The sequence below is a fragment of the Nocardioides gansuensis genome (genome assembly GCF_003076135.1).
GTDB classification, from domain to species: domain Bacteria; phylum Actinomycetota; class Actinomycetes; order Propionibacteriales; family Nocardioidaceae; genus Nocardioides; species Nocardioides gansuensis.
The window spans coordinates 177218-203583 of the sequence record NZ_QDGZ01000004.1; the positions used below are offsets into that span (position 1 = coordinate 177218).

Genomic DNA, 26366 nt, shown 5'->3' on the forward strand with positions numbered 1-26366 from the left:
CGATGCCCGGGGTCTACGTCGGCGTCGACGTCGGCGGCACGAAGGTGCTCGCGGGCGTCGTCGACGCCCAGGGCCACGTCGTGCGCCAGGCGCGCCGGGCGACGCCAGGGAGGCGGGTCGAGGTGCGCCACGTCGAGGACGCCCTGGATGCGGCGGTGCGCGAGGCCGCCGACGGGGAGCCGATCGCGGGGGTCGGCGTCGCGGCGGCGGGCTTCGTGGACGCAGGGGGTGAGCGGGTGATGTTCGCGCCGCACCTGCCCTGGCAGGGGGAGCGGGTCCGCGACCGTCTGGCCGAGCGCTGGGGGGTCCCCGTGGCGCTCGACAACGACGCCACCTGCGCCGCCCTGGCCGAGTGGACGTACGGCGCGGCGCGAGGTGCCTCGTCGGCCATCGTGGTGACGATGGGCACCGGTATCGGCGGCGGCGTCATCATCGATGGCCTTCTCGTCCGGGGCCACAACGGGATGGCGGGGGAGTTCGGCCACATGCAGGTCGTGCCCGGCGGCCGGCCCTGCGAGTGCGGGGGCCGGGGGTGCTGGGAGCAGTATTCCTCGGGCAACGCGCTGGTCCGCGACGCGCGAGAGCGGCTCGGCGAGCTGCCGAGCCTCCTCGAGGAAGCCTGCGGTGGTGACCCCGACCTGATCACCGGGTCGATGGTGGGCGACGCCGCGGAGGAGGGCGACCTGGTCGCCCGGCACGCCTTCGAGTCCGTGGGAGACTGGCTCGGCGTCGGCCTGGCCAACCTCGTCGCCGCCTTCGACCCCGAGGTGGTCGTGATCGGCGGGGGCCTCTCCGCCGCCGGCGACCGCCTGCTCGAGCCGGCCCGCCATGCCCTGGTGCGCTCGCTCGTCGGCGCCCCACACCGCGACGTACCCGCGGTGGTCACCGCCCTGCTCGGGCCGTCCGCCGGGCTGGTCGGCGCCGCCGAGCTCGTACGCCGTCAGGAACGGCGGTAGTCGGGCACCAGCTCGAGGGCCAGCTGCTCCAGGAAGAGGCCGACGTCGGTCACGATGCCCTTGGCCTGGCTCGACCCACGGTCCGCGAGCTTGGTGACGGTCGCGGGGTTGATGTCGACGCACACGAGCGGGATGGACGCGGGCAGGAGGTTGCCGGTGGCGACCGAGTGCAGCATCGTCGCGACCATCAGGCAGAAGCCGACGTCCTTCAGCTCGGCACGCATCGCGCGCTGGCCCTCGATGACGTCGGTGTAGACGTCCGGCAGCGGGCCGTCGTCGCGCACCGACCCGACGAGGACGAACCGCTTGTCCTGGGTCACCAGAGCGTGCATGATCCCGCTGGTCAGCACGCCGGAGTCCACGGCCGCGCGGATCGAGCCCGCCTTGCGGATCGTGTTGAGCGCCCGGATGTGGTGCTCGTGGCCGTGCTCGACGCCCCGCCCCATCGCCAGATCGATGCCCAGCGAGGTGCCGTAGAGGGACGACTCGATGTCGTGCGTGGCCAGGGCGTTGCCCGCGAAGAGCACGTCGACGAAGCCGGCCTTCACCAGCTGCACCATCGCCGGGGCGGCGCCCGTGTGGACGACGCCGGGACCGCCGACCCAGAGCACCTTCTTGCCGGCAGCCTTGGCCTCCCGCATGCCGTCGGCGACCTGGCGCACCAGCACGGCCTGCGGCTTCTCCGAGGAGACGTCGGACTCCATGAAGCCGAAGGCGTCACTGCCCTTCTCGATGACCGGCACGGACACCTTGATGCCCGACGCGCCGCAGACGACCTTCATGCCGGTGCGCACGTCGGACATGGGCAGCGTGTAGACGCGCACCGATCCGCCGTCCTGCTCCACGATGAGTCCACAGTCCATCTCGGGGTTCTCCACGTCGTACCAGCGGCCGTCGAGACGGATCCTGGTGGCCAGGTTGGTCGTGGAGTAGAAGCCGTCGGGGAAGACGCCGTCCATGTCCGCCTCGACCACCGAGGCCTCGCCCGGGTCGACCTGGTTGACCCCGCGGGTCTGCAGGCGCATCAGCAGGCGCTGGAGGGACTCGTCGTCCTCGGCGGTCACGGTGATGGTCGCCCGGCTGACGTCGGCGGCATCGTGGCCGACGTCGAAGCGGTCGATGACGTAGTCGCCGCCGTACTCCCGGATGTCGTCGAGGATCCTGCTCAGGATCCCGCTGTCCATGAGATGGCCGGTGACTTCGACGGTCTCGCTGATGCTCACCCCAGCGACCCTAGCGACAGCCTCACGGGGCCGCGACTCAGACTCGGGAGCCGTCGTCCCAGGGTTCCCGCGGAGCACGCGGCATCGTGGCGACGAGGTAAACGAACCCACCCACGAACCAGCCGAGCAGCACGAGGTCGACCAGCGCCGGCGTGCGGACCCGAAACACCAGGAGGACGAGCAGCAGGATGGGCGCCCCGAACACGCCCGCCCAGGCAACCGCCCGACGCGGTGTCGGGCGCGGCAGCGGCGGGGGAAGCGGAGGGACGAACCGCTCCGAGTCGTACGCCGGCTCGTCGGGCTCGTCGTCGAGGTCCTCGTCGAAGGGCGGCAGCGCCACCTCTGGCAGCGGGTCGGGCTCCGGCTCGAGCGCCGGGCGGTCGCCGTAGTGCTCCACGATGGAGCGCCAGGCCTCGTCGGTCCTGCGCTCCTCGTCGCCCGGAGATGTCACGTCGTCCACGGTATCCGGCACCGGGACATGGTGCAGACTCCTGCCCGTGAAGATCCCGTTCCGCAGCACCTCGGTCCAGGCTGCGCCGTCCGCAGCGGTCGCTCCACTCTCGACCCCGGCCAGTCCCGAGCTCACCGGTGGCCGCTCGATCGGCGTGCTGCTCCTGCACGGCTTCTCCGGCTCGCCCGCCTCGATGCGGCCGTGGGCGGAAGACCTCGCCGCGCGGGGCTACGCCGTCGAGGTGCCCCTCCTGCCCGGCCACGGCACCCGATGGCAGGACCTCAACGCGGTCTCCTGGACGCAGTGGTACGACGAGGCGGAGGCCGCGCTGGACCGCCTGCTCGTGTCCTGCGACCGCGTGTGCGTGGGTGCCCTGTCGATGGGCGGCTCGGTGGCCCTGCGGCTCGCCGAGAAGCGTGGCGATGACGTGGCCGGCCTCGTGCTCGTGAACCCCTTCGTGTCCAGCGTGCGCAAGGAGCTGCTGGTGCTGCCGGTGCTCTCCAGGGTCGTCCCGGCGCTGAAGGGCATCACGAACGACATCAGCAAGCCCGGCCAGGACGAGGTCGGCTACCTGAAGCTGCCCCTGAGAGGACTCGCGCAGGTGACCCGGATGTGGCGGGACGTGGTGCCGGACCTGCCCAAGGTCACGCAGCCCCTGCTCTACTTCCGGTCCGCGGTCGACCACGTCATCGACGACTCCTCCCGGCAGACCGTGCTGGGGGCCGTCAGCTCGCGCGACGTCGAAGAGCGCGTCCTCGCGGACAGCTACCACGTGGCGACGCTCGACCACGACGCCCAGGCCATCTTCGACGGCTCCGCGGACTTCTTCGCTCGCGTCACGTGAGGCCGGCACCGCGGGGGGCTAGGCTCAGCCCGTGCTCTACTGGTTCCTGAAGTGGATCGCCATCGGACCGGCCCTGCGCCTGGTCTTCCGGCCCCACGCACACGGTCTCGAGAACGTCCCCGAGCAGGGACCTGCCATCCTGGCGAGCAACCACCTGTCCTACGCCGACTGGCTGTTCATGCCGTTGACGCTGAGCCGGCGGGTGACCTTCGTGGCGAAGGCGGAGTACTTCACCACGCCCGGCATCAAGGGCTGGTTCCAGAAGAAGTTCTTCTCCGGCGCCGGCCAGGTGCCGATCGACCGCTCCGGCGCCAACGCGGCCGAGGGCGCGCTGAAGTCGGCGAAGAAGATCCTCGCGGAGGGTGAGCTGTTCGGGATCTACCCCGAGGGCACCCGCTCCCACGACGGCAAGCTCTACCGCGGCAAGACGGGTGTCGCCCGCCTCGCGCTCGAGACCGGAGCCCCGGTCATCCCGTGCGCTGTCGTCGGCACCGACGTCGTCGCGCCGCCCGGCAAGAAGTTCGGCAGCTGGACCCGGCCGGTCGTCCGGTTCGGCCCACCTCTGGACTTCTCCCGCTACGAGGGCATGGAGAACGACCGCTACATCCTGCGGTCGATCACCGACGAGATCATGTACGAGATCATGCGGCTCTCCGGCCAGGAGTACGTCGACATGTATGCCAGCAAGGCCAAGGAGCTCTCCAAGGAGGCCGCGAGGGAAGCGGCCAAGGAGCGCGGTCCGTCCACGGAAGAGAAGAAGGCGTCCTGACGCCCTCCCCCCGGACGACCACGCCGGCGGCAGCCTCCGCGGCGGGGGTCGCCGTCGAGGACCGCCTCTTCCGGGCCCTGGCGATCCTGCGCGTCGTCGTCACCGTCAACGCGGTCGCCCTCAACCTCTACCGACGCGACAACTTCGACCATCCGGTCGCGGGAGCGCTGCTCGTCGTCGCGATGACCGGGTGGTCGGGCGTGGCGATCTGGGCGTACGGCGCGCCGCGGCGCCGTACTCCTGTGCTGCTCGGTCTCGACCTGGCCCTGGCGATCGGGTCGCTGCTGCTCACCCCGGTGGTCAAGGGCGCCGACTTCAACGCCACCGTGCCCGGCTTCTGGGTGATGGGAGCCCTGCTGGCCTGGGCGGTGCACTGGCACGTGCGCGGCGGCCTGGTCGCGGCCATGGCCATCTCGGTGGCCGACCTGGGGATCCGCGACCACATCGAGCAGGCCAACTACGGCAACGTCTTCCTGCTGATGATCGGCGGGCCGATCGTCGGCTACATGTGCGGCTCGCTGCAGCGGATGGCGACCGAGCGCGACCTCGCCGAGCGCGCGGCTGCCGCGGCCGAGGAGCGGGCGCGGCTCGCCCGGGCCGTCCACGACGGCGTCCTGCAGGTGCTCTCGCTCATGCAGCGGCGTGGGGCGGAGGCCGGCGGAGCCTGGGCGGAGCTCGGCCAGGTGGCCGGTGAGCAGGAGCGGTCGCTCCGCTCGCTGATCCGGCAGCAGGCCGGCGTGACGGCCGAGGCGTCCGACCGGGAGCAGGACCTCGCCGGCGCGCTGGAGGCGCTCGGCACGGCGAGCGCGACCCGCGTGGAGGTGTCGACCCCGGGGCATCCGGTGCTCCTGCCAGGCCCGGTGGTCTCGGAGCTGGTGGCCGCCGCGGGCGCGTGCCTGGACAACGTCGGCAGGCACGCCGGCCCGGACGCGCGGGCCTGGGTGCTGCTGGAAGAGCTCGAGTCCTCCGTGGTGGTGACCGTCCGGGACGACGGCCCCGGGATCCCGGCCGGCAGGCTCGAGGCGGCCCAGCACGAGGGACGGCTCGGCGTGGCCGAGTCGATCCGCGGCCGCCTCGCAGCCCTCGGAGGCGAGGCCCGCCTCGACACCGGCTCGTGGGGGACCGAGTGGGAGCTGGAGGCACCCCGATGACGATCCACTCGGACCACCCGTTCGCGACACCGGAGGGCGAGCGGGATCAGGCACGCCGCCTGCGAGGGCGGCTCGGTGGGCAGGTCAGCCTCTGGACCGCGGGCGCCGGTGCCGAGCGGGTAGGGCTCACCGTGTCGTCGCTGATGGTCGCCCCGGGGGAGCCGGCGTACGTCCTCGGCCTGCTCGACCCCGACTCGGACCTCGCCCAACGGCTCACCCGCGGGGACGACCCCCGCTGCGTCGTCCAGCTCCTGCACTGGTGGCACCGCGACCTGGCCGAGATGTTCGCCGGCCTGATGCCGGCGCCGGGTGGGGCGTTCGGCCACGCGGAGTGGGTGCAGACCGGAGCGGGGCCGCGGCTGGCCGACGCCACCACGTGGGCGGAGTGCGTCGTGTCGGACACGCGCGACGTGGGCTGGTCGGTGGAGGTCACCTGCCGGCTCGACGAGGTGGAGGTGGGGGAGGACGACGACCCGCTCCTCCACCGGCGCGGCCGCTACCACCACTAGGTTGGGGCCGTGGACGAACGGGTGGACGAGCGGGTCCGGGTGATGGTGGTCGACGACCACCCGATGTGGCGCGACGCGGTGGAGCGTGACCTCGCCGCCGCGGGGTTCGAGGTGGTCGCGGTGGCGGCGGACGGCCACCAGGCGCTCGCGCGCTTCCCGGCCGCCCGGCCACAGGTGGTCGTGCTCGACCTCCAGATCCCCGGCCCCAGCGGGGTCGAGGTCACCGCGCAGGTCCTCCAGCAGGACCCGGCGGCCCGCGTGCTCATCCTCTCGGCATCGGGCGAGCAGGCGGACGTGCTCGGCGCGGTGAAGGCCGGCGCGACCGGCTACCTCGTGAAGTCGGCGTCCCGCGAGGAGCTCCTCGATGCCGTACGCCGCGTGGCGGCCGGCGACACGGTCTTCACCCCCGGCCTGGCCGGGCTCGTGCTGGGGGAGTTCCGCCGGATCGCCGAGGGCCCCGCCGACGACCCGGTCGACCAGCTCACCGAGCGCGAGACCGAGGTGCTCAAGATGGTCGCGAAGGGGATGTCCTACAAGCAGATCGCCGAGCGGCTCGTCCTCTCGCACCGCACCGTGCAGAACCACGTGCAGAACACCCTGCGCAAGCTGCAGATGAACAACCGCGTCCAGCTGACCCGCTGGGCGATCGAGCACGGCCTCGACGATGACGACGAGTGAGCTGACCTGGCGCACCGCCGGACCTGACGACGCCGTCGCCCTCCGCGACCTCGAGCGGGCGGCCAACCTGGCCGCCCTGGCGCACGTCTTCGGCGACCTGCCCTATCCCGCCGACGACGTCCTCGCGCGCTGGGTGCTGGTGCTCGCCGACCCGGGCGTCACTGTCGACGTGGTCGACAGCGGGGACGGCGGACTGCTGGCCTGCACGGCGTACGACGACCGCTCGCTGCGGCATCTCGCGGTGTACCCCGACGCCTGGGGCCGGGGCCTCGGCCGCGCCGGCGTCGAGCGGGCCGTCGCCCATATCCGGGCCAGAGGAGAGGTCCCGCACCTGTGGGTGCTCGAGGCCAACCACCGGGCGCGGGCGCTCTACGACCGGCTCGGCTGGCAGCTGACCGGGGTGAGTCAGGAGTGCCCCTGGCCGCCCCATCCGACCGAGCTGGAGATGGCGCATCCCTAGGATCAGGGCGTGACCGACCCGTTGCTCGCGATCGCCGACGAGCTCTACGCCCTGTCGCTGGAGCAGTTCACGCCGGCGCGCGACGCGCTGGTGAAGGAGCACAAGGCGGACAAGGAGCTCGCGGCCAGCATCAAGGCGCTGAAGAAGCCGTCGGTCGCGGCCTGGGTCGTCAACCTCTTCGTCCGCCGAGACCCGGACCGCGTGGCCCAGCTGCTGCAGGTCGGCGAGGCGCTGCGCGAGGCCCAGGCGACCCTGGACGCCGACCAGCTGCGCGAGTTCACCCGCCAGCGCCGTCAGCTCACCGCCGCCGTCACCACCGACGCGCGACGGGTGGCTCGCGAGGAGGGCCTCAAGGTCACGCAGGCCGTGGCCGACCAGGTCGAGGCCACCCTGACGGCGGCGATGCTCGACGAGGGCGCGGCGCAGGCCGTCCGCAGCGGGCTGCTCGTCACGCCACTGGCCGCGACCGGCATCGAGGCGGTCGACGTCGGGCCGGCGCTCGCCGTGCCCGAGGCGCTGGGCTTCGAGGCCGCCACGCGGGAGCCCGAGCCGACCCCGCGACCCGAGCTGCACGTCGTACCCGACCCAGAGGCCGACCTGAAGGCCCGACACGCCGCCGACGAGCGCGTCGCGGCGGCCGAGGCGGCGGTGGCTGCCGCCCGCACCGACCTCGACGCCGCCGCCAGCGACGTGGCCGAGCTCGAGGCGCGCGTGATGCAGCTGCAGGCCGAGATCGACGAGCTGCGCCGCCTGATCGCCGAGAAGGAGGCCGCACTCGAGGAGGTCGACGACGAGCTCGGCGACGCCGAGGACGTCAAGGCCGAGGCGTCCGACGCCCTGCGCGGCGCCGAGCGTGAGCTCGAGGCCGCGCGGAAGGCCCGTGCCCGACTGCCGTGACCGCGTGCGCCGGCAGCGCGTGTGTATCTTGACCAATCGAACGGGCCTGCCGAGGCCTGTCGAGGGGGAGCGGATCCGTTGAGTCACCCAGAACAGCTGGCCTTCTTCCGGGCCGTGGCCGAGAGCAACGCGGCCCTGCTCGGGGACGCGCGCCTGCTCGAAGTCGGTTCCTACGACGTCAACGGGTCGATGCGTGAAGTCTTCGCCAAGGTTCAGGAGTTCGTGGGGGTCGACCTCACGGCAGGGCCCGGGGTGGACGTGGTGGCCTACGGGCACGAGGTCGCGGACGCAGACGGCTCGTTCGACGCGACGGTGTCCGGCGAGTGCTTCGAGCATGACCCGCACTGGCAGGACACGTTCGCCAACATGGTCCGCCTCACCCGACCCGGTGGCCTGGTCGCCTTCACGTGCGCCTCCCACGGCCGGCCGGAACACGGCACACGTCGCAGCGACGTGACCGACTCGCCCGGCACCCAGGCCGAGGGGCTGGACTACTACCGCAACCTGGTGGAGGTGGACTTCGACTCGCTCCCGCTTGCAGAGTGGTTCACCAGCTTTCGCTTCTGGCGCATGAGCTCCACCTTCGACCTCTACTTCGCAGGGGTGCGCGCCGGTGATCCGGGTGCCCGTCCCGTGGCCGCCCTGCCCACGGACGATCAGGTGAAGCCCATCGCCCGCATGCTGCCGCTCGCGCACCGCCTGGTGCGGGCGCCCTTGCGGCCCATCGCGCTCGCGGTGCGGAACGAGGATCGCTACCAGCGGATCATCCTGCCCTACTGGCTGGCGCTGCTGCGCCGCTCGAGTGGTCACCACCGCAGGGCACGTTCCGCCTCCTAGTCGCTCGCCCAGCCCTTGGAGCGCTCGACGGCGTCCTTCCAGCGGGAGTACGCCGCGTCGGCAGCGCCGCGGTCACCGACCGGGTCGAAGCGCCGGTCGAGGGCCCAGGTCTCGCGCAGCTGCTCCGTCGACGACCAGGCACCCGTGCCGAGGCCGGCGAGGAAGGCGGCGCCCAGCGCTGTGGTCTCGACGATCCGGGGCCGCTCGACCGGCAGCCCGACCTGGTCGGCCTGCACCTGGCACAGCAGGTCGTTGGCGGCCGCGCCGCCGTCGACCTTCAGCGAGGCGACCTCGGGCATGGTCTCGAGAACGTCGCGCACCTCGAAGGCGATCGCCTCGAGGGTCGCCCGCACCAGGTGTGCGCGCGTCGTGCCACGCGACAGCCCGATGATCAGTCCCCGGGCGTGCGGGTCCCAGTGCGGGGCGCCGAGGCCGGTGAGGGCGGGCACGAAGACCACGCCGTCGGTGTCCCGGACGGTCGCTGCGATGGCCGCGGTCTCGGCGGCCGAGCCGACGATCTGGAGCCCGTCGCGCAGCCACTGGACGGCAGCGCCGGTGACGAAGATGGCACCCTCGAGCGCGTAGGTGAGCTCACCCTCCGGCGATCGCCAGGCGGCCGTGGCAAGGAGCCCGGCGTCGTTGCGCACCACGTTCGAGCCGGTGTTGGTGAGGATGAACGAGCCGGTGCCGTAGGTGCACTTGGAGTCGCCCTCGTCGAAGCAGGTCTGGCCGAAGAGCGCGGACTGCTGGTCGCCCGCGATCCCCGCGATGGGCAGCGACAGGTCGGCGAAGCTGCGCGGATCGGTGATGGCGATCTCGCCCCAGCTCGGCACCACCTGAGGGAGCGCGTCGCCCGGGACGCCGAAGAGGTCGCACAGCTCGTCGGACCAGTCGCCGGCCTCGAGGTCGAAGAGCAGGGTGCGAGAGGCGTTGGAGACGTCGGTGACGTGCCAGGTGCCGCGCGTCATCCGGGCGATCAGGTAGGAGTCGACGGTGCCGACGGCGTAGCGGCCGGCCTCGACGAGTGCCCAGGTGTGTGGCTCGTTCTCCTTCAGCCAGGTCAGCTTGGTGCCCGAGAAGTAGGGGTCGAGCCGCAGGCCGGTCAGCTCGGTGACCCGCTTCTCGTGGCCGGCGTCGCGGAGCCGGCTGCAGATGTCCGCGGTGCGGCGGTCCTGCCACACGATCGCGCGCCGCGGTGAGCCGAGGGTCTCGCGGTCCCAGAGCACGACCGTCTCGCGCTGGTTGGTGATCCCGACCGCGGTGAGCGACGTGGGGTCGATCTTGCCGAGCACCTCCCGGGTCGCCTCGAGCGTCGCCTGCCAGATCTCCTCGGGTGCGTGCTCGACCCACCCCGAGCGGGGGAAGTGCTGGGCGAACTCCTGGTAGCCCTTCGCCACGATCTCGCCCCGGTCGGAGACGACGACGGCGGTGACACCCGTCGTACCTGCGTCGATGGCCAGGATGCTCATGCCTTCTCCCCTCGGAGGATCTCCAGCACGCGCGCGTCGATCCACGACCCGTCGTCGGCGACCCGCATCTCGTAGTTCTCGGTGCCGACCCACGCGTGCAGGTCGGGATGCCCGAGCGCTCGCACGCGCTCGGCGATCTCGCCCTCGAGCTCCGGCGTCACGGCGATCTTCTCGTCCTCGATGGAGGCGGTGAGGTAGAGGTCGTTGAGGTCGAGCAGCCGGGCGAGCTCGTCCACGGGCGCCTGGTGGTCGTCGACACGCAGGTCGACGGCGACGTCGTCGCCCCCGCCGTACCCGGCACCTTCGCGTACGACGAGGAGTGCGGCCGACTGGCGGCCGCGCCGGTCACCCCCGGCCTCCTCACCGGCCTGCAGCGCGGCCAGCAGCCGGCGGGCCAGGGGCGCGGCGGGGTCGCTGGCCTCGAAGGCCGTGCGCATCGCCTCGACCACCTCGGGACCGGTGAGGATGTTGCCCTGCACCGCGAAGCCGTCGCCGGTGACGCCGCCGGCCCAGTCGAAGCACGCGCTGCCCGTGTGGGTGGCGGCGTTGCCCTCCACGTCGACGATGCCGACCTGGCGGTGGTCGCGCTTGTCGTCCTCCTCGAGCAGCCGCTGCAGCGCGACCCCGGCGGTCGCGCCGTCGTCGAGGTGGGCCAGGGCGAGGAACTTGTACGCCACGTTGGCCTCCGCCTGGGTGGCGATGGCGCCGATGCCCGCCACGGCCGCCGGGACGGCGTTGCCGACGGCGAGGAACTTGGAGGCCACCGCCACCCCCCAGGACTCCCCGTCCTCCGAGCGGGCCACGATGGAGTACGTCATGGCGCCGACCCTAGTGGGTTCGCTACTGTGACCCCGTCTCTTGGATCGATCCAACATGCCTGTACGACGAATGGAGTGTCATGCGAGTCGGAGTCCTCACCGGCGGAGGCGACTGCCCCGGCCTCAACGCCGTCATCCGCGCGGTCGTGCGCAAGGGCGTCAAGGTCCACGGATTCGATTTCGTCGGCTACCGCGAAGGCTGGAAGGGCCCTCTCGAGGGGCTCACCATGGAGCTCGGCATCGAGCAGTGCCGCGGCATCCTGCCTCGCGGCGGCACCATCCTCGGCTCCAGCCGCACCAACCCGTTCAAGCTCGACAACGGCGTGGAGCGGATCAAGGACAACCTCGCCAAGGACGGCGTCGACGCGCTCGTCGCGATCGGCGGTGAGGACACGCTCGGAGTCGCCACCAGGCTCGCCGACCTGGGCGTCAACGTGGTCGGCGTACCGAAGACCATCGACAACGACCTGTCCGGCACCGACTTCACGTTCGGCTTCGACACCGCGGTCAACATCGCGACCGAGGCGATCGACCGGCTGCACACGACCGCCGAGTCCCACCACCGGGTGCTGGTCGTCGAGGTGATGGGCCGCCACGCCGGCTGGATCGCGCTGCACAGCGGCATCGCGGGCGGCGCCAGCATGGTGCTGATCCCCGAGCAGCCCTTCGACATCGAGGACGTCTGCACGAAGGTCAAGGACCGCTTCCGGAGCAAGTACGCCCCCATCGTCGTCGTCTCCGAGGGGGCCGTCCCGATGGAGGGTGGCGAGATGACCCTCGTCAGCGGTGAGAAGGACGCCTTCGGCCACGTGCGCCTCGGCGGCATCGGCGACCGGATCGCCGCCGAGATCGAGCAGCGCACCGGCGCAGAGGCCCGCGCCGTCGTGCTCGGGCACATCCAGCGCGGCGGCACCCCCACGGCGTTCGACCGCTGGCTGGCAACCCGCTTCGGGCTGCAGGCCATCGACGCGGTCGCCGAAGGCGACTACGGGAAGATGATGGCGCTGCGCGGCACCCGCATCGACCGGGTCCCGCTGATCGAGGGCACCGGCGAGCTCAAGCTCGTCTCCGACGAGGAGTACGCCGAGGCACAGGTCTTCTTCGGCTAGGCAGTGGCGTCGACGGGTCAGGCCGTCGGCCCAGCTGGATAGTCCGTGACGATCGGACCCATGGCCGCGGCCGGGAAGGGTCCGTTCGTCACGGACTATCGCGACGACTCGGAGGGACCTGAATCGGGTCGGTTGTTGCCAACCCTCAAGTGAGGGTCCACAGTGTGGTGGATCACACCTGAACGGGGAGGTAGCAGGCATGTCCATCACGTCTGTCGAGCAGGACTCTCACGACGCCCCCGAGGGCGGCCGGCTCGAGCTGAAGCGGGTGATGGGGCCCAAGCTCCTGTTGCTCTTCATCGTCGGCGACATCCTGGGTGCGGGCGTGTACGCCGTGACCGGCACGATGGCCGGCTACGTCGGCGGCATCCTGTGGCTGCCCTTCCTGATCGCGTTCATCGTGGCCTCGCTGACCGCGCTGTCCTACCTCGAGCTGGTCACGAAGTATCCGCAGGCCGCAGGCGCCGCGCTCTACGCGCACAAGGCCTTCGGCATCCACTTCGTCACCTTCCTGGTGGCCTTCGCCGTGGTGTGCTCCGGCATCACCAGTGCGTCGACGTCGGCCAACACGCTGGCCCAGCAGTTCTTCGGCGGGCTGCAGATCAACGGCTGGATCGACGAGCTGCCGGGCAGCGGCGTGATCACCGCGGTCGCCATGGGATTCATGGTCCTGCTCGCCCTGATCAACCTCCGGGGCGTGGGCGAGAGCGTGAAGTTCAACATCATCCTCACGCTCGTCGAGGTCGTCGCCCTCTCGATCGTGATCGGCGTGGGCTTCTTCGTGATCCTCCAGGGCGAGGCCGACATGGGTGAGCTCGCCAGCTTCACCGACTACGAGGGCATGGGCATGGTCTTCGCGATCACCGCCGCCACCTCGGTCGCGTTCTTCGCGATGGTCGGCTTCGAGGACTCCGTCAACATGGTCGAGGAGACCAAGGAGCCCGAGAAGATCTTCCCGCGCACCATGCTGATGGGCCTGGGCATCGCGGCGATCATCTACATGCTCGTCGCCGTCTCCGTGGTCAGCGTGCTGACGCCCGACGAGCTGGAGGTCATCAACCAGTCGGAGGGCCGGGCCCTGCTCGAGGTCGTCAGCAAGGGTGCCCCGGACTTCCCGATCGACCGCGTCTTCCCGTTCCTCGCCGTCTTCGCGGTCGCGAACACCTCGCTGATCAACATGATGATGGCCAGCCGGCTGGTCTACGGCATGGCCAAGCAGGACGTCCTCCCGCGCGGCCTCGCCGCGGTGCTGCCCGGCCGCAGGTCCCCGTGGGCCGGCATCGTCTTCTCCACGGTCCTCGCGCTCTTCGTCATCTGGTACGTCGCCAGCGACCCGGACAGCAACATCGTCGCCAACCTCTCGAGCACGACGGCGCTGCTGCTGCTGTGCGTGTTCGCCGTCGTGAACATCGCCTGCATGGTGCTGCGCGGGTCGCGTGGCGGTGAGCAGGGCATCTTCAAGTCGCCCGGCCCGACGCCGTTCCTGGCCTCGGCGCTGTGCGTCTACCTCGCCGGCCCGTGGGTCGACCGTGAGGCGATCGTCTACCAGATCGCCGGCGGCCTGATGGTGATCGGCATCGTGCTGTGGGCCCTGACCTGGCTGACCAACCGCGCGATCCGGGCCAAGAAGACCGGGTTCCGCGACATCGACCACCTGGGGGAGTAGCCGGGGAGTAGCCCGCCCACCGGTCACGAATCGGGGTCGCGGTGCGCCGCGCCGTACCCTTGACCGGTGAGCACCGTCCCCACCCTCGAGCAGCTGCACGCCCTCGGCCCCGCCCAGCAGCCGTCCTACCCGGACAGCGCTGCGGTGGCTGCCGCCGTCCAGCGCCTCCGCACGGCGCCGCCGCTCGTGTTTGCGGGCGAGTGCGACGAGCTCAAGGAGAAGATCGCCGCGGTCACGCGCGGCGAGGCGTTCATGCTGCAGGGTGGCGACTGCGCGGAGACTTTCGACGGCGTGACCGCCGACAACGTGCGCAACAAGCTGCGCGTCCTGCTGCAGATGGCGGTCGTGCTGACCTACGCCGCGTCCGTGCCGGTCGTGAAGGTGGGCCGCATCGCCGGGCAGTACGCGAAGCCGCGCTCGAAGGACATGGAGACCCGCGTTGTTGCTGGTGAGGAGGTGACCCTGCCGGCCTACCGCGGCGACGCCGTCAACGGCTACGAGTTCACCCCCGAGGCGCGCATCCCCGACCCGCAGCGGCTCGTGGACGTCTACAACTCCTCGGCCGCGACGCTCAACCTGGTCCGTGCCTTCGTGACCGGCGGCTACGCCGACCTGCGCCAGGTGCACACCTGGAACACCGACTTCGTGAAGTCGTCGGCCGCCGGCCAGCGCTACGAGGCGGTGGCGAGCGAGATCGACCGCGCGCTCACCTTCATGCGCGCCATCGGCGCCGACCCCGACGAGTTCCACCGCGTCGACTTCCACTCCAGCCACGAGGCGCTGGTGCTGGAGTACGAGCACGCGATGACCCGCATCGACAGCCGCACCCAGCAGCCGTACGACGTGTCCGGCCACTTCGTCTGGATCGGCGAGCGCACCCGCCAGCTCGACGGCGCACACGTCGAGCTGCTCAGCCACATCAAGAACCCGATCGGCGTGAAGCTCGGCCCGACGACGTCACCCGACGACGCGCTCGCGCTGGCCGCCAAGCTCAACCCGCAGAACGAGGCCGGCCGGCTGACGTTCATCACCCGCTTCGGCGCAGGCAAGATCCGCGAGGGCCTTCCGCCGCTGATCGAGAAGGTCACCGCCGAGGGAGTGCAGGTCGCCTGGATCTGCGACCCGATGCACGGCAACACCTTCGAGGCCAGCTCGGGCTACAAGACCCGCCGCTTCGACGACGTCATCGACGAGGTGCAGGGCTTCTTCGACGTGCACCGCGCCCTGGGCACCTGGCCCGGCGGCGTGCACGTGGAGCTCACCGGTGACGACGTCACCGAGTGCGTCGGCGGCGGCGAGGAGCTGGCCGAGATCGACCTCGGCAACCGCTACGAGTCGGTCTGCGACCCCCGCCTGAACCGCGTGCAGTCGCTCGAGCTCTCCTTCCTCGTCGCGGAGATGCTGCGGAAGGCCTGAGCGCCCCCCGGTAGGTTCGGGGCGTGATCGACCTCCGCTCCGATACCCTGACCCGCCCGACCGAGGCGATGCGGGCCGCGATGGCCCGCGCGGAGGTGGGCGACGACGTCTACTCCGAGGACCCGACGGTCCTGGCGCTGGAGGAGCGGGTGGCCGACCTCTTCGGCCACGAGGCCGCCCTCTTCACGCCGACCGGCTCGATGGCCAACGTGCTCGCCGTGCGCACGGTGGTCGGGGTCGGCCAGGAGGTGCTCTGCGAGTCGAGCGCCCACATCGCGCGCGCCGAGCTGGGTGCGCACGGCGCCTTCACCGGGCTGACGATGCGCACCTGGACCCATCCCCGCGGGCAGGTCGACCTGGCCCAGGTCGAGGGTCTCTTCGCCCCGGACATGGGTCCGTTCTTCGTCCCCACCGCAGCCGTCTCGGTCGAGTGCACCCACAACTTCGCCGGTGGCGCCGTGCTGCCCATCGACGACCTTCGCTCCCTGCGCGCGTGGGCCGACACGGTCGGCACGTCGATCCACCTCGACGGCGCCCGGATCTGGAACGCCCACGTCGCCACCGGCACCCCGCTTCGGCAGTACGGCGCGGTGGCCGACGTGGTGGCGGTGTGCCTGTCCAAGGGGCTGGGCGCTCCCGTGGGGTCGCTGGTCATCGGCTCGCAGGCCGCCATCGACGAGTCGCGGGTCTGGCGGAAGCGGATGGGCGGCGGCATGCGCCAGGTCGGCATCCTCGCGGCCGCGGGCCTGCACGCCCTGGACCGGCACGTGGAGCGGCTCGCGGACGACCACGCGCACGCCCGGCTGCTGGCCGAGGCGGTCGGCGTCGACCCGGCAGCAGTCGACACGAACATCGTCGTCGTCGAGCGCGACGACGCGCCCGCCTTCGTGAACGCGGCCGCCGAGCAGGGAGTCCGGGTCGCGATGGTCGGCCCCCGCGCCGTGCGCCTCGTGACCCACCTCGACGTCAGCCGTGCCGACGCCGAGCGTGCCGCGGCCGTGCTCAGCCGGCTCGCCACTCCAGGCGGCTGATCTCCTCGCCGTCGTGCAGCGTGCTGCGCTCGCCCGTGTCGACGAAGCCACAGGCGGCGTAGAGGCGCTGGCCGCGCCGGTTGTCCACGCGCGTCCACACGCTCAGCCGGGTCCACGCGGTGCCCTCCGGCGGCGCCTGCAGCGCGCGGACCAGGGCGGTGCCGATGCCGCAACCCCAGTAGGCCGGCGTCACGAAGAGCATCGCGATGTGGCCGCACGTCGGGTCGACGGCCGACCCCTCGAGATAGGGCTCGGCGACGACCATCCCGGCCGCACGCTCGCCGTAGTGGGCGAGCAGGGCGACGTCGCTCTCCCGGAGCTTGGTCTCCACCCGCTCGCGCCGGCCGGGCGTGGGCGTCCGGCCACCGGCGAGGCGTGCCGCGGCCCAGATGTCCGCGGCGGCGGAGAGCTGTGCGCCGTCGCGGATCGGGGTGATGAGGGTGCGCGGCATTGTCAGCCCAGGCAGGAGACGAGCAGGACGAGCAGCAGGAGGAGGACGACCACGCCGGCGACGAGCAGCGGGGTGCGGGGCAGCTCCGGACCGAGGGCCGAGCCGGCCGGCACGGGCGCGCCGAACCGCGCCTCCGCCGGCACGGGCTCGCCGATCCGGTGGCCGCAGTTGGTGCAGAAGCGGCCGATCCCCAGCTCCTGGCTGCACCGCGCACACAACGTCATGGCCCCACGATAGGGGCCCCGCCCACCGGCCCTGCCGGGTGTTCAGGCTGCCGCGCGCCTGCTCACCTCGGCCGCGATGTCCTCGAGGTCGTGCTCGAGCATCCGCTTCGTGGACTCATAGCTGAAGCCGCCGAAGAACTTCCAGGCGAGGTTGCCCACCAGGCTCCGCTCGTCCATCACGACCGTCGTCGTCATCGAGAGGCGGGTGCCCTGCCCGCCGCCGGCGCGAGTCAGGGAGTACGCCGTGCGGACGACGTCGTTGCCGAGCCGGGTCGAGACCAGGGTGCGGTGTGGTGGGTCGCACTCCACCACGTGCAGCTCCTCGGTGCCGTGGTGGCCGAAGACGGTGCGCTTCTCGCGCCAGAAGGTGCCGACGCCGTACTCGCCCTCGCTGAGCTTGCGGCTGTCGGTCACGGAGCGCAGGATCCGGTCGGCACGCTCGACGTCGGTGATGACGTCCCAGACCTCCTGCGGCGTGCCGGCGATCGTGGTGTGGACGTGGATGATGTGGCCTGCCATGGGGACTCCTCGACTCGTCCCCTCCCCAACTCTCCATGGTGCTCCTCCGGCGGTGCGCACGCCAGACCGGAGAGCCGCGCAGGCTGGGCAGGGCGGCGTCACACCGCGATGTGCGGGACCTCGCCCTCCACGTGGCGGCGAGGCACGAGCTCGACGACGAGCATCGCGGTGAGCACCATCAGGCCGCCGACCACGAGCCGCATGGTCACGTGCTCGCCGCCCAGCCAGATGGCGAAGAGCGAGGCGAAGACCGGCTCCATGCTCATGATGATCGCGGTCCGGGTCGGCGGCAGGTGCGCCTGCGCCCAGGTCTGCGCGAGCAGCCCCATGGCGCCGACGACCAGCGCCATGTAGCCCAGGCTCGCCCAGTCGCCGGCAGTGGCGGGCAGCACGATGCCGTCCGGCACGGTGGCGACGAGGCAGATCACCGCGATCACGATCACCTGGAGGGTGGTCATGCCGACGGCGTCGGCCGGGGTCGACCAGGCGCCCAGCCCCACGATGTGGAGGGCATAGAGCACCGCCGCCACCAGCGTGATGGCCTCGCCGTACCCCACGCTGAAGCCGCTGAGGGTGAGCACCCCCAGCCCGACGGTGGCCAGCAGGACCGCCGCCCAGGTGATCGCCGTGATCCGGGTGTGCAGGATCGCGGCGGCCAGCAGCGGCGTGCAGACGACGTACATGCCGGTGACGAAGCCGCTCACGCTGGCCGCCGTGTGCGCCAGGCCGGCGGTCTGGAGGATCTGGGCGACGCCGTAGAGCGCGCCGAGCACCAGGGTGTGCTTGCGGGTCGCGGGGGAGAGCCGGCCCAGTGCCCGTGGCGCGGCGAGCACCAGCGCGACCCCGGCGATCGCGAACCGGACCGCCAGGAAGTCCAGGGTCGGGACGCGGTCGAGGAGGTCCTTGATCAGGAAGAACGTCGAGCCCCAGCAGGCGGTCAGCGCGAGGAGGGCGAGCATCGCCAGCAGGGAGGTACGGCGGTCGGTCGCGGTCACGGTCGCGGTCACGCCGACGTCCCTGCGCGTCGAGCGGAGTCGGCTGGTCGAGCGGCGTCGGCTGGTCGAGCGGAGTCGGATGGTCGAGCGGAGTCGAGACCCGCGGCTGCCTCGTCGCGGAGCCGCCGCAGGGTGGGGAAGTCGGTGCTGTCGGCGTCGCGTGAGCCCGGCGTCTCCAGGATGAACGGCACCCCGGCGAGCTCCGGATGGGCGAAGAGCTCACGGAACGGGTCCTCGCCGATGTGGCCCCGCCCGATCTGCTGGTGCCGGTCGAGGTGGGCGCCGCGCACGTCCATCGAGTCGTTGGCGTGCACCAGCCGGAGCCGTCCCGGGCCGCCGATCTCGACGATGCGGTCGACGGCGGCCGTCGCCCCACCCGGCTCGTCCAGGGGGACCCCCGCCGCGAAGGCGTGGCAGGTGTCGAGGCAGATCCCGGCCTTGGGGTGGAAGTCGAGCGCCTCGAGGTAGGGCTCGAGGTCGTCGACGCCTGCGCACAGCGAGCGGCCCTGACCGGCGGTCGGCTCGAGCAGCAGCCACGGTGCGGCCTCGTCGGCGATCGCGTCCAGGATCGGCAGCAGCCCCTCGCGCACCTGCCGCAACGCGGCGGCGTACCTCGCCTCGGAGTCGCCGACCGAGACGTAGGAGCCCGTATGCACCACCACCCCCTCCGCGCCGATCTGGGCCGCGCGCCGCAGGTTGTGGGCGACGATCCCGACGGACCGCTCGTAGGTCAGGGCCGTGGGGGAGCCGAGGTTGACGAGGTACGGCGAGTGGATGAAGGTCCGCATGCCGCGGCGCTCGCACTCGGCGCGGAACGCGCGGTCGTCGGCCGGCTTGCCTGCGGAGTGGGCCCAGCCGCGCGGGTTGCCGGTGAACACCTGGATCGTCTCGCAGCCGACCTCGTCGGCGTTGGCGAGCGCCCCCGCCACCAGGCCCTTCCCGACGATCACGTGCGTGCCGATCGGGTTGCGCTCTGCAATCGAGGAAGGGGCAGGGATCACGCGCAGACCCTAGGTCATCGGGCGTGGGTGATCGGGTGCCGGGCGGTCAGATCTGGTAGAGCGTGATCGTGCTGCCGCGCGGCACCAGCTCTCCCGCGGCCGGGTCGCTGCTGAAGACGAAGCCGACGCCGATGTAGTTGGAGGAGTTCTCCACGCGCACGACGAAGCCGAGGTCCTCGAGCTTGTCGGTGGCGGCCTCGACGCCCATCGCCACGGTGCTCGGCACCTCGACGAGGTCCGGCCCCTTGGACACCACGACGCCGACGGTGTCGCCGCGGAACAGCGTGCCGGAGCTGGGCGTCTGCGAGATGATGTCGCCCTCGGGCACCGTGTCGCTGAACTCCTCGGACACCACCTTCACGACCAGCTTCTTGCGCTCCAGGGCAGCGGTCGCGCGCGAGAGGGACTCCCCGGTGAAGTCCTTCACCTCGATCGGCTTGCGCCCCTTGCTGACGACCAGGTCGACGACGGCGTCGGGCTTGAGGCTCTGGCCGGCGGGCGGGTCGCTGCGCATCACCTGCCCCGCGGGCACCTTCTCGCTCCACCTCTCCACGCTCTCGCCGAACGCCAGGTGCCCCTCGCGGAGCGCGTCCTGCGCCTGGTCCTCCGTGAGTCCCGCCAGCGCGGGCACGTCGTAGCGCTCGGGACCCAGCGAGAGGGTGAGCTCCACCGTGCCGCCGTCGAGGACGTTGCCGCCGGGCTCGGGGTCGGTGGCGAGCACCATGCCGGCGGGCACGGTCTCGGAGTACGCCGGGTCACCGGTCGCCGCTTCGAGGCCCGCCTTCTCCAGGGTGGCCGTGGCGGCCGCCTGGTCGAGGCCCAGCACGCCGGGGGTCGTGGTGTAGCGGGCGTAGCCGAACCACCAGGCCCCGACGCCCAGGCCGGCAACGAGGAGGAGGGCGAGCAGGAAGACGAGCGGGCCCTTGCGGGAGCGGCGGCGGGGGACCGTGGTGATCGCCGTCGCCCGGCTGGGTGCAGGGCGCGCCGCCGCGGGACGCGGCCGCGCCGGACGTGGCTGCTCGGAGCGGGTCGCGGCGGCCAGAGGCGCCTCGACCGGCCGCGGCAGCGCCTCGAGCGCCGTCGTGCGCTCGTGGTCGGGGTCCTCGACCACGAAGCCGTCGAACGGGTCGGGCGTGGTGTCCTCGGTCTCGACCCTCGGCCGCGGCGCCAGGTCGGCCGTCAGCTCCTCGTCGTCGGTGAGCCCCTCGCGCAGCGCCTGGGCCACCCGGTGCACCTGGTGGAGCAGCACCCCGGCGTCCGCAGGGCGCTGCGAGCGGTCGCGGCTGGTCGCCCGCGCGACCAGCGCGTCGACGTAGTCGGGGAGGTCGGGCACGGCCTCCGACGGCGGCGGCACGTCCTCGTGCACGTGCTTGTAGGCGACCTGGATCGGCGACTCGCCGTCGTGCGGCTTGCGGCCGGTGAGCAGCTCGTAGAGCACGACGCCCACGGCGTAGACGTCGGCGCGCGCGTCCGCCCGGCCGTCGACGACCAGCTCGGGCGCGAGGTAGGAGACCGTGCCGATGAGCACCCCGCCGGTGGCGGTGTGCTGGGTGTCGGCGCTCACCGCGCGGGCGAGGCCGAAGTCAGCGACCTTGACCCGGCCGTCGTCGGCGATCAGCACGTTCTCCGGCTTCACGTCGCGGTGGATCAGCCCGGCGCGGTGCGCCGCGGCCAGGGCGGAGACGACCGGCTCCAGCAGCGCCAGCGCCCGGGTCGGCGTCATCGGCGCTTCCTTGCGTACGACGTCGCGCAGCGTGTGCCCCGGGACATACTCCATCGCGAGGAACACCGTGCCGTCGTCGTCGCCCTGGTCGAAGACCCCCACGACGTGCGGGTGGTTGAGCCGGGCCGCGGCACGCGCCTCGCGCACGAACCGCTGGGCGAAGTCGTCGTCGTCGCCGAGGCCGGGGTGCATCACCTTCACGGCGACCGTGCGGTCGAGGCGGAGGTCGGTGGCCTCGTAGACGCTGGCCATGCCGCCCCGAGCGATCCGGGCGCCGATGCGGTAGCGGCGGTCCAGGATCCTGCCGACGACCGGGTCGGCGGCGCGGGCGTGCTCAGGTGGCTGCACAGGTCGACCTCCATCACCGGACGGGGAAGGATCCGGTCGTCCCATGGTACGGAGACGCGCGGGCGGCTCCCGGGCGCTGGTCGCCCCCGGCGTGGCGCGAGAGCGCGTCTGCGGCAGGCTCAGGCCGGCGACCGGCCGGCCTCCAGGCGCTGCCGGATCGCGAGCACGTTGGCGACGTAGCCCTGCGTGTCGTCGTACAGGCCGTGGCGGCGGAGCGCGCCGAGGCCCTGGTAGTAGGCCGCGACCTGGTGGCGCACGGAGCCGGTCTGGTCGTCGAGCACGCCGAGGAGCAGGACCCCGGCGGTCACGTTGTCGCGGAGGCGGTGCAGGTGGAGGCGGCGTCCGGCGTACCACTCCATCCAGCGGCCCGTGCTCGGCAGCACCTGCATCGCGCCGATCGCGTGCGCGCTGGACACGTGGTGCATCTGCCAGCCGGCCTCCTGCCACGAGACCGCCAGGGCGAGCTCGGGGTCGACGCCGTAGCGGTGGGACAGCCGGACGATGGTGCGGCGGACCCGCTCGCGCGAGGGGTCGGCGTGCTGCCAGCCCTTCGCCTCCGGCTCGGCCTTCGGCTCGCCCTTGTCCTGGCTCTTCGACCCGGACTTCGACTCCTTCTCCTTCTCCTTCTGGTCCTGCTTCTTCTTCGCGTCGACGACCACCGGGATCTCGATCCGCTGGCCCACGCGCAGCGACCCGGAGCCGCCGAGGTGGTTGTGCGAGATGAGCTCGTCGGTCCACGCGCGGAACCGCACGGCCAGCTCCGTGGCGGTGTCGCCGGAGCGGACGGTGTACGGCGTGAGGTCACGGCTGCGGGGGAGGTCCACGTGGTCGGCGGCCGCGGGCGACGCGAGGACCGTCACGCCTGCGGCTCCGATCGCCAGGGCCGTCACGAGCGTGGTGGGGAAGCGGCGCAGGGGTCGCATCAGGGGCTCCTCGTCCCGTCCGCGGAGCCCGGGAGTCCGAGGTTCCCGGAGGGGGAAGCACCGCAGGACGAGCCCTCGACGTTACCCACGGGACCATGCCCGCCCACGCCGTCGGCCCGTCCCGGCGTGTCGTCAGCCGCGTGAAAGACTGGCCGGCATGAACGACGTACCGCTCTCGGAAGCCGATCTCGACGCCCTCGTGCCGGCCTGGCTCGACTGGTCGCAAGTGGCCTCGGAGCTCGGCGTGAGCGTCTCGCGGGTGCGGGCGATGATCAAGGAGCACGAGCTCGCCGAGGCCGTGCCGGTGCCGGGCGGCGGCCCGAAGGTGCCGGCCGAGTTCCTGCAGGACGGGCTCGTGGTCAAGGGCCTGCCCGGGCTGCTGACCACGCTGCACGACGGCGGCTACAGCGACCGCGAGTGCATCGCGTGGATCTTCACCGACGCCGACCTGCCCGGCCGCCCGATCGACGCGCTGCGCGAGAACAGGGGAGCCGAGGTCAAGCGCCGCGCCCAGGCGATGGCGCTCTGACCCCTCAGACGACGCGCTGGGTGGCGGCGGCCGCCAGGTCGCGGAGTACGCCGCGCGCGCCGGGGTCGACGTCGGCGACCTCGAGCGCGGTGACGGCCCGGGTGCCGAGCTCGTCGATCAGCTTCTCGACCGCGGCGTGCGCCCCGCAGCCGTCGATGATCGCGCGCAGCCGCTGCACCTCGGCCTCGTCGAGCGGGCTGCCCAGGGCCGCGTCGAGCTCGCGCGCCGACGCCTCGTCGGCACTGTCGAGCGCGAGCGCGACCAGCACGGTCCGCTTGCCCTCGACCAGGTCGTCGCCCGCGGGCTTGCCCGTCGTGGCCGGGTCGCCGAAGACGCCGAGCAGGTCGTCGCGCAGCTGGAACGCCTCGCCGAGCGGCAGCCCGAACGCCGTCAGGTCGGCCAGCTGCGCCGGCGTCGCCCCGGCCAGGGCGGCGCCGACGTGCAGCGGCCGCTCGATGGAGTACTTCGCCGACTTGTAGCGCAGCACCGTCATGGCGGTCTCGACGTCGGCCCGGCCCCGCGCCTGCACGGAGACGTCGAGGAACTGCCCGGCGATCACCTCGGAGCGGCACAGGTCGAAGACGTCCAGCGCCGGGGCGACCTGCTCGGCCTGGAGTCCGCAGCGCCGCAGCATCTCGTCGGCCCAGGAGAGCAGCAGGTCGCCCAGCAGGATCGCCGCGGCCGCGCCGTACTGTCCTGCGTCCCCGCGCCAGGCCGCACCCCGGTGCTCGCCCTCGAACTGGCGATGCGTGGCCGGCCGGCCTCGCCGGGTGTCGGAGGCGTCCATGTAGTCGTCGTGAACGAGTGCGCTGGCGTGCAGCAGCTCGAGGGCCGCGCAGGCCCGGACGAGCGCGGGGTCGTCGGCGACGTGTGGCTGGACCGCACGGAAGCCCCAGTAGCAGAACGCGGCGCGGAAGCGCTTGCCGCCGCTCACTGAGGTGCGGGCCTCCGCGACCAGGCGGGCAGCGTCGTCGCCGAGGTCGGCGAGGCGCTCGGCCTGCCCGTCGAGGAAGTCGTCGAGGGCCGTCTGGACCCCGGCGCGGAAGGCTGCGGGATCCCAGGGCTCGGTCACGCACGTGAGCCTAGTCAGTGGACCGATTCTCCCGTGCAGGGCGTCGGCTCCTACCCTTGCGGCATGACGCTGGGTCGTGGTCGAAGCATGCGGGAGCTCATCGAGGGCGGCGAGAGGTCGTTCTCCTTCGAGTTCTTCCCGCCCAAGGACGCCGAGGGCGAGGAGCGGCTCTGGCGCGCGATCACCGAGCTCGAGCCCTACCGCCCGACGTTCGTGTCGGTGACCTACGGCGCTGGCGGCTCGTCGCGCGACACGACCGTGCGGATCACCGGCCGGATCGCCCGCGAGACCGGCCTGACCCCCGTGGCCCACCTGACCTGCGTCGGACACACCCGCGACGAGCTCGCCCAGATCCTCGACGAATACCGCGACGGCGGCGTCTTCCACATCATGGCCCTGCGCGGCGACCCGCCCGGCGGGCCGCACACCGAGTGGGTCAGCACCGACGGCGGGCTGGAGTACGCCTCCGAGCTCGTGGCCTTCATCAAGGAGCACTACGGCGCTGCCGTCGGCGTGGCCGCCTTCCCCGAGGGCCACGTCAACGCCGAGAGCCTGGAGCAGGACACCCAGGTGCTCAAGGCCAAGTACGACGCGGGCGCGGAGTTCGCGGTCACGGAGATGGTGCTGCGGGCCAGCGACTACTTCGGCCTCGTCGAGCGCGCCCGGGCGATCGGCGTCGACTTCCCGATCATCCCGGGGATCATGCCGATCGTGAACCTGCGCTCCATGCACCGCATGGTCGAGCTCTCCGGCCGCCAGATGCCGCCGGAGGTCACCGCCCGGATCGAGCCGCTCGCCGACGACCCGGAGGCGCTGCGGGCCGAGGGGATCCGGATCTCCACCGAGCTGTGCGAGGAGCTGCTCGCCGGCGGTGCGCCCGGCCTGCACTTCTACACGCTCAACTTCTCCCGCGCCACGCGCGAGATCTTCGCGGCGCTGCAGATCACCGCCTGACGGTTCCGGCTGGTCGAGCGGTGCCGAGGCCGTCAGGCCGGACCGACCGCCTGGGCGACGAGCGCGGCCGAGAGGCCGACGAAGGGCAGCCCCGACCCCGGGGTCGCGTGGGCGCCGGCAGCGAAGACCCCGGCCACGGGCGTGCGCGGACCGAGGCGCTTGCGCACCGTGCCGCGGCCCTCCCAGAGGACGCCGAGCGGCGACCCGCCCCACTCCTGCACCAGGTCACGGGGCGAGCGGTCGACACGGCAGACCACCTGCTGGCGTACGTCGATCCGGAGCCGGGCGAGCGCCCGCAGCAGGTCCTCGGCGATCCGGCCGCGGGCGAGCACGGTCCAGGCAGCCCCACCCGCCGGTGCCTGCCCGCCGGTGCGCACGACGAGCATCGGGTCGCCGTGCAGCACCAGCTCGCGGGGAAGGTCCGGCACCTCGCCCTCGAGGCCGACGTGGCACACGACGGGCGGGATCGCGGGCATCGTGCGGGCGACGTACGGCGCGAGCGCGGGGAGCCGGCGCGGGTCGACCGCGCACACGACGACGTCGGCGTCGAGGTCGCCGCTGAGTGTCCTCACGGCTACGGCCCGGCCGTCCCGGACGACGATGTCGAGCGCCTCGGCACCCGTGAGGACCGTGACGCCGCGGGTGCGGAGCCGGTCGGCCATCGCGTCGCCCAGGCGGGCCAGGCCTCCTGGGACGGTCCAGGCGCCGAAGCGCTGCTCGAGGTAAGCCGTCACGCCCGCCCAGGCAGGGACGTTGCGCGGGTCGTGCCCGTCGACGACGAACGGGTGGGCGGCGACGAGGCGCAGCCGCTCGTCGCGGAAGTCGTGGCGCAGCCGCTTGCGCAACGTCTCCCGGCTCTCCAGGAGGGCGGTCAGGTCCTTGCCGGAGACGGCGGGGTCCCAGGGGCGCTCGAGGTAGTCGCGGCGCAGCAGCTCCCAGGCGTCGCCGTACGACGCGACGTGGGCGGCCCACGAGTCGCCGAGCCCGGGCGCGAGCGCGTCGAACGCGGCGACCTGCGCGGCCCGCGACCCGCCCGGGAGGGCGACCGAGGAGCCGTCGGCGAAGCGGTGCTCGCGGATCACCTCGAGCGGCTCGAGGTCGAGCTCGCGCTCCAGCGGGCGGCCGGACTTGCGGAACAGGTCGCGGATCACGGCCGGCAGGAGCGTCATCGCCGGGCCGGCGTCCCAGGTGAAGCCCTCGAGCTGCACGCGGGACAGGGCTCCGCCGAGGGCGTCGGCGCGCTCGAGCAGGGTGACCTCGTGGCCCAGCTTGGCTAGTCTCGCCGCCGAGGCCATGCCGCCGAAGCCGCCACCGACCACCACCACGCGAGACATGCGGCGCAG

General features: G+C 72.4%; 28 protein-coding genes. 15 read left to right on the forward strand and 13 right to left on the reverse strand.

Features of this window, described 5'->3' with window-relative positions:
* Window positions 1-2 precede the first annotated feature (2 nt).
* Complete coding sequence (locus DDE18_RS10370) at window positions 3-956, forward strand: ROK family protein (protein WP_116572190.1); 954 nt, start codon at window positions 3-5, stop codon at window positions 954-956.
* On the opposite strand, the gene DDE18_RS10375 is transcribed toward DDE18_RS10370, so the two are convergent.
* Together DDE18_RS10375 and DDE18_RS10380 are read right to left on the reverse strand one after the other, a co-directional pair.
* Window positions 941-2179, reverse strand: a complete 1239-nt coding sequence (locus DDE18_RS10375; RefSeq protein ID WP_116572191.1) for an ornithine cyclodeaminase, nickel-pincer nucleotide-dependent — start codon at window positions 2177-2179, stop codon at window positions 941-943. The genes DDE18_RS10370 and DDE18_RS10375 overlap by 16 nt on opposite strands.
* A 37-nt stretch (window positions 2180-2216) precedes the next feature.
* Entirely contained in the window at window positions 2217-2651 is a 435-nt protein-coding gene (locus tag DDE18_RS10380; RefSeq protein WP_165821110.1) for a hypothetical protein, read from the reverse strand.
* A 25-nt stretch (window positions 2652-2676) separates the two neighbouring features.
* On the opposite strand from DDE18_RS10380, the gene DDE18_RS10385 reads away from it, so the two are divergent.
* From DDE18_RS10385 to DDE18_RS10420, 8 genes are all read left to right on the forward strand, one after another.
* Entirely contained in the window at window positions 2677-3474 is a 798-nt protein-coding gene (locus DDE18_RS10385) for an alpha/beta hydrolase (RefSeq protein ID WP_245916585.1), read from the forward strand.
* A gap of 31 nt (window positions 3475-3505) precedes the next feature.
* A complete protein-coding gene (locus DDE18_RS10390) occupies window positions 3506-4243 on the forward strand; it encodes a lysophospholipid acyltransferase family protein (RefSeq protein WP_116572194.1) in 738 nt (245 codons plus the stop codon).
* Complete coding sequence (gene macS / locus DDE18_RS10395) at window positions 4240-5394, forward strand: MacS family sensor histidine kinase (RefSeq protein ID WP_116572466.1); 1155 nt, start codon at window positions 4240-4242, stop codon at window positions 5392-5394. The genes DDE18_RS10390 and macS overlap by 4 nt, the downstream gene beginning before the upstream one ends.
* Window positions 5391-5903 (forward strand): flavin reductase family protein, encoded by a 513-nt coding sequence (locus tag DDE18_RS10400; protein ID WP_116572195.1) that lies wholly within the window; start codon window positions 5391-5393, stop codon window positions 5901-5903. Before macS ends, DDE18_RS10400 begins: the two co-directional genes overlap by 4 nt.
* A 42-nt stretch (window positions 5904-5945) precedes the next feature.
* On the forward strand, window positions 5946-6581 hold the full coding sequence (locus DDE18_RS10405) for a response regulator (RefSeq protein ID WP_116572467.1): 636 nt from the start codon (window positions 5946-5948) through the stop codon (window positions 6579-6581).
* Window positions 6568-7041, forward strand: coding sequence for a GNAT family N-acetyltransferase (locus DDE18_RS10410; protein ID WP_116572196.1), 474 nt, complete (start codon window positions 6568-6570; stop codon window positions 7039-7041). The genes DDE18_RS10405 and DDE18_RS10410 overlap by 14 nt, the downstream gene beginning before the upstream one ends.
* A 9-nt stretch (window positions 7042-7050) precedes the next feature.
* Window positions 7051-7938 (forward strand): hypothetical protein, encoded by an 888-nt coding sequence (locus DDE18_RS10415; protein WP_245916586.1) that lies wholly within the window; start codon window positions 7051-7053, stop codon window positions 7936-7938.
* A gap of 78 nt (window positions 7939-8016) precedes the next feature.
* Window positions 8017-8775 (forward strand): methyltransferase domain-containing protein, encoded by a 759-nt coding sequence (locus DDE18_RS10420; protein WP_133241209.1) that lies wholly within the window; start codon window positions 8017-8019, stop codon window positions 8773-8775.
* Here DDE18_RS10420 and glpK read toward each other — a convergent pair.
* Window positions 8772-10244 (reverse strand): glycerol kinase GlpK, encoded by a 1473-nt coding sequence (gene glpK / locus DDE18_RS10425; RefSeq protein WP_116572198.1) that lies wholly within the window; start codon window positions 10242-10244, stop codon window positions 8772-8774. The two genes, DDE18_RS10420 and glpK, sit on opposite strands and share 4 nt — an antisense overlap.
* Window positions 10241-11062 carry a DUF1028 domain-containing protein gene (locus tag DDE18_RS10430; protein ID WP_116572199.1) on the reverse strand — a complete coding sequence of 274 codons (822 nt, stop codon included), beginning with the start codon at window positions 11060-11062 and terminating at the stop codon, window positions 10241-10243. The genes glpK and DDE18_RS10430 overlap by 4 nt, the downstream gene beginning before the upstream one ends.
* Before the next feature lie 80 nt (window positions 11063-11142).
* Between DDE18_RS10430 and DDE18_RS10435 the strand changes: the two genes are divergently transcribed.
* The 4 genes from DDE18_RS10435 to DDE18_RS10450 all read left to right on the forward strand — a co-directional run bounded on the left by DDE18_RS10435 (window position 11143) and on the right by DDE18_RS10450 (window position 16284).
* Window positions 11143-12171: a 6-phosphofructokinase gene (locus DDE18_RS10435; protein WP_116572200.1), complete on the forward strand. Its 1029-nt coding sequence runs from the start codon at window positions 11143-11145 to the stop codon at window positions 12169-12171.
* A 199-nt stretch (window positions 12172-12370) separates the two neighbouring features.
* Window positions 12371-13837 carry an APC family permease gene (locus DDE18_RS10440; protein ID WP_116572201.1) on the forward strand — a complete coding sequence of 489 codons (1467 nt, stop codon included), beginning with the start codon at window positions 12371-12373 and terminating at the stop codon, window positions 13835-13837.
* Window positions 13838-13903: 66 nt separating this feature from the next.
* The gene (locus DDE18_RS10445) at window positions 13904-15253 is read left to right on the forward strand and encodes a class II 3-deoxy-7-phosphoheptulonate synthase (protein WP_116572202.1); all 1350 of its coding nucleotides are present in this window, start codon (window positions 13904-13906) and stop codon (window positions 15251-15253) included.
* Window positions 15254-15276: 23 nt separating this feature from the next.
* Window positions 15277-16284 (forward strand): threonine aldolase family protein, encoded by a 1008-nt coding sequence (locus DDE18_RS10450; protein ID WP_116572203.1) that lies wholly within the window; start codon window positions 15277-15279, stop codon window positions 16282-16284.
* On the opposite strand, the gene DDE18_RS10455 is transcribed toward DDE18_RS10450, so the two are convergent.
* The 7 genes from DDE18_RS10455 to DDE18_RS10485 form a co-directional block, all read right to left on the reverse strand.
* On the reverse strand, window positions 16256-16735 hold the full coding sequence (locus tag DDE18_RS10455) for a GNAT family N-acetyltransferase (RefSeq protein WP_116572204.1): 480 nt from the start codon (window positions 16733-16735) through the stop codon (window positions 16256-16258). The two genes, DDE18_RS10450 and DDE18_RS10455, sit on opposite strands and share 29 nt — an antisense overlap.
* Before the next feature lie 2 nt (window positions 16736-16737).
* On the reverse strand, window positions 16738-16959 hold the full coding sequence (locus DDE18_RS10460; RefSeq protein WP_116572205.1) for a hypothetical protein: 222 nt from the start codon (window positions 16957-16959) through the stop codon (window positions 16738-16740).
* A 42-nt stretch (window positions 16960-17001) separates the two neighbouring features.
* On the reverse strand, window positions 17002-17478 hold the full coding sequence (locus DDE18_RS10465) for an SRPBCC family protein (protein WP_116572206.1): 477 nt from the start codon (window positions 17476-17478) through the stop codon (window positions 17002-17004).
* Between the two features lie 98 nt (window positions 17479-17576).
* A complete protein-coding gene (locus DDE18_RS10470; protein ID WP_245916588.1) occupies window positions 17577-18485 on the reverse strand; it encodes a DMT family transporter in 909 nt (302 codons plus the stop codon).
* Window positions 18482-19474, reverse strand: a complete 993-nt coding sequence (locus tag DDE18_RS10475; protein ID WP_245916589.1) for a deoxyribonuclease IV — start codon at window positions 19472-19474, stop codon at window positions 18482-18484. The genes DDE18_RS10470 and DDE18_RS10475 overlap by 4 nt, the downstream gene beginning before the upstream one ends.
* A 46-nt stretch (window positions 19475-19520) precedes the next feature.
* Entirely contained in the window at window positions 19521-21545 is a 2025-nt protein-coding gene (pknB, locus tag DDE18_RS10480) for a Stk1 family PASTA domain-containing Ser/Thr kinase (protein WP_245916591.1), read from the reverse strand.
* 119 nt (window positions 21546-21664) lie between these two features.
* Entirely contained in the window at window positions 21665-22468 is an 804-nt protein-coding gene (locus tag DDE18_RS10485; protein ID WP_116572209.1) for a transglycosylase SLT domain-containing protein, read from the reverse strand.
* A gap of 157 nt (window positions 22469-22625) precedes the next feature.
* Between DDE18_RS10485 and DDE18_RS10490 the strand changes: the two genes are divergently transcribed.
* Window positions 22626-22997 (forward strand): Rv2175c family DNA-binding protein, encoded by a 372-nt coding sequence (locus tag DDE18_RS10490; protein WP_116572210.1) that lies wholly within the window; start codon window positions 22626-22628, stop codon window positions 22995-22997.
* A gap of 4 nt (window positions 22998-23001) precedes the next feature.
* Here DDE18_RS10490 and DDE18_RS10495 read toward each other — a convergent pair whose 3' ends face one another.
* Window positions 23002-24069, reverse strand: a complete 1068-nt coding sequence (locus DDE18_RS10495) for a polyprenyl synthetase family protein (protein WP_116572211.1) — start codon at window positions 24067-24069, stop codon at window positions 23002-23004.
* Window positions 24070-24132: 63 nt separating this feature from the next.
* On the opposite strand from DDE18_RS10495, the gene metF reads away from it, so the two are divergent.
* A complete protein-coding gene (gene metF / locus DDE18_RS10500) occupies window positions 24133-25023 on the forward strand; it encodes a methylenetetrahydrofolate reductase [NAD(P)H] (RefSeq protein ID WP_116572470.1) in 891 nt (296 codons plus the stop codon).
* Window positions 25024-25055: 32 nt separating this feature from the next.
* On the opposite strand, the gene DDE18_RS10505 is transcribed toward metF, so the two are convergent.
* A complete protein-coding gene (locus DDE18_RS10505) occupies window positions 25056-26357 on the reverse strand; it encodes a phytoene desaturase family protein (RefSeq protein WP_116572212.1) in 1302 nt (433 codons plus the stop codon).
* Window positions 26358-26366: the final 9 nt, after the last annotated feature.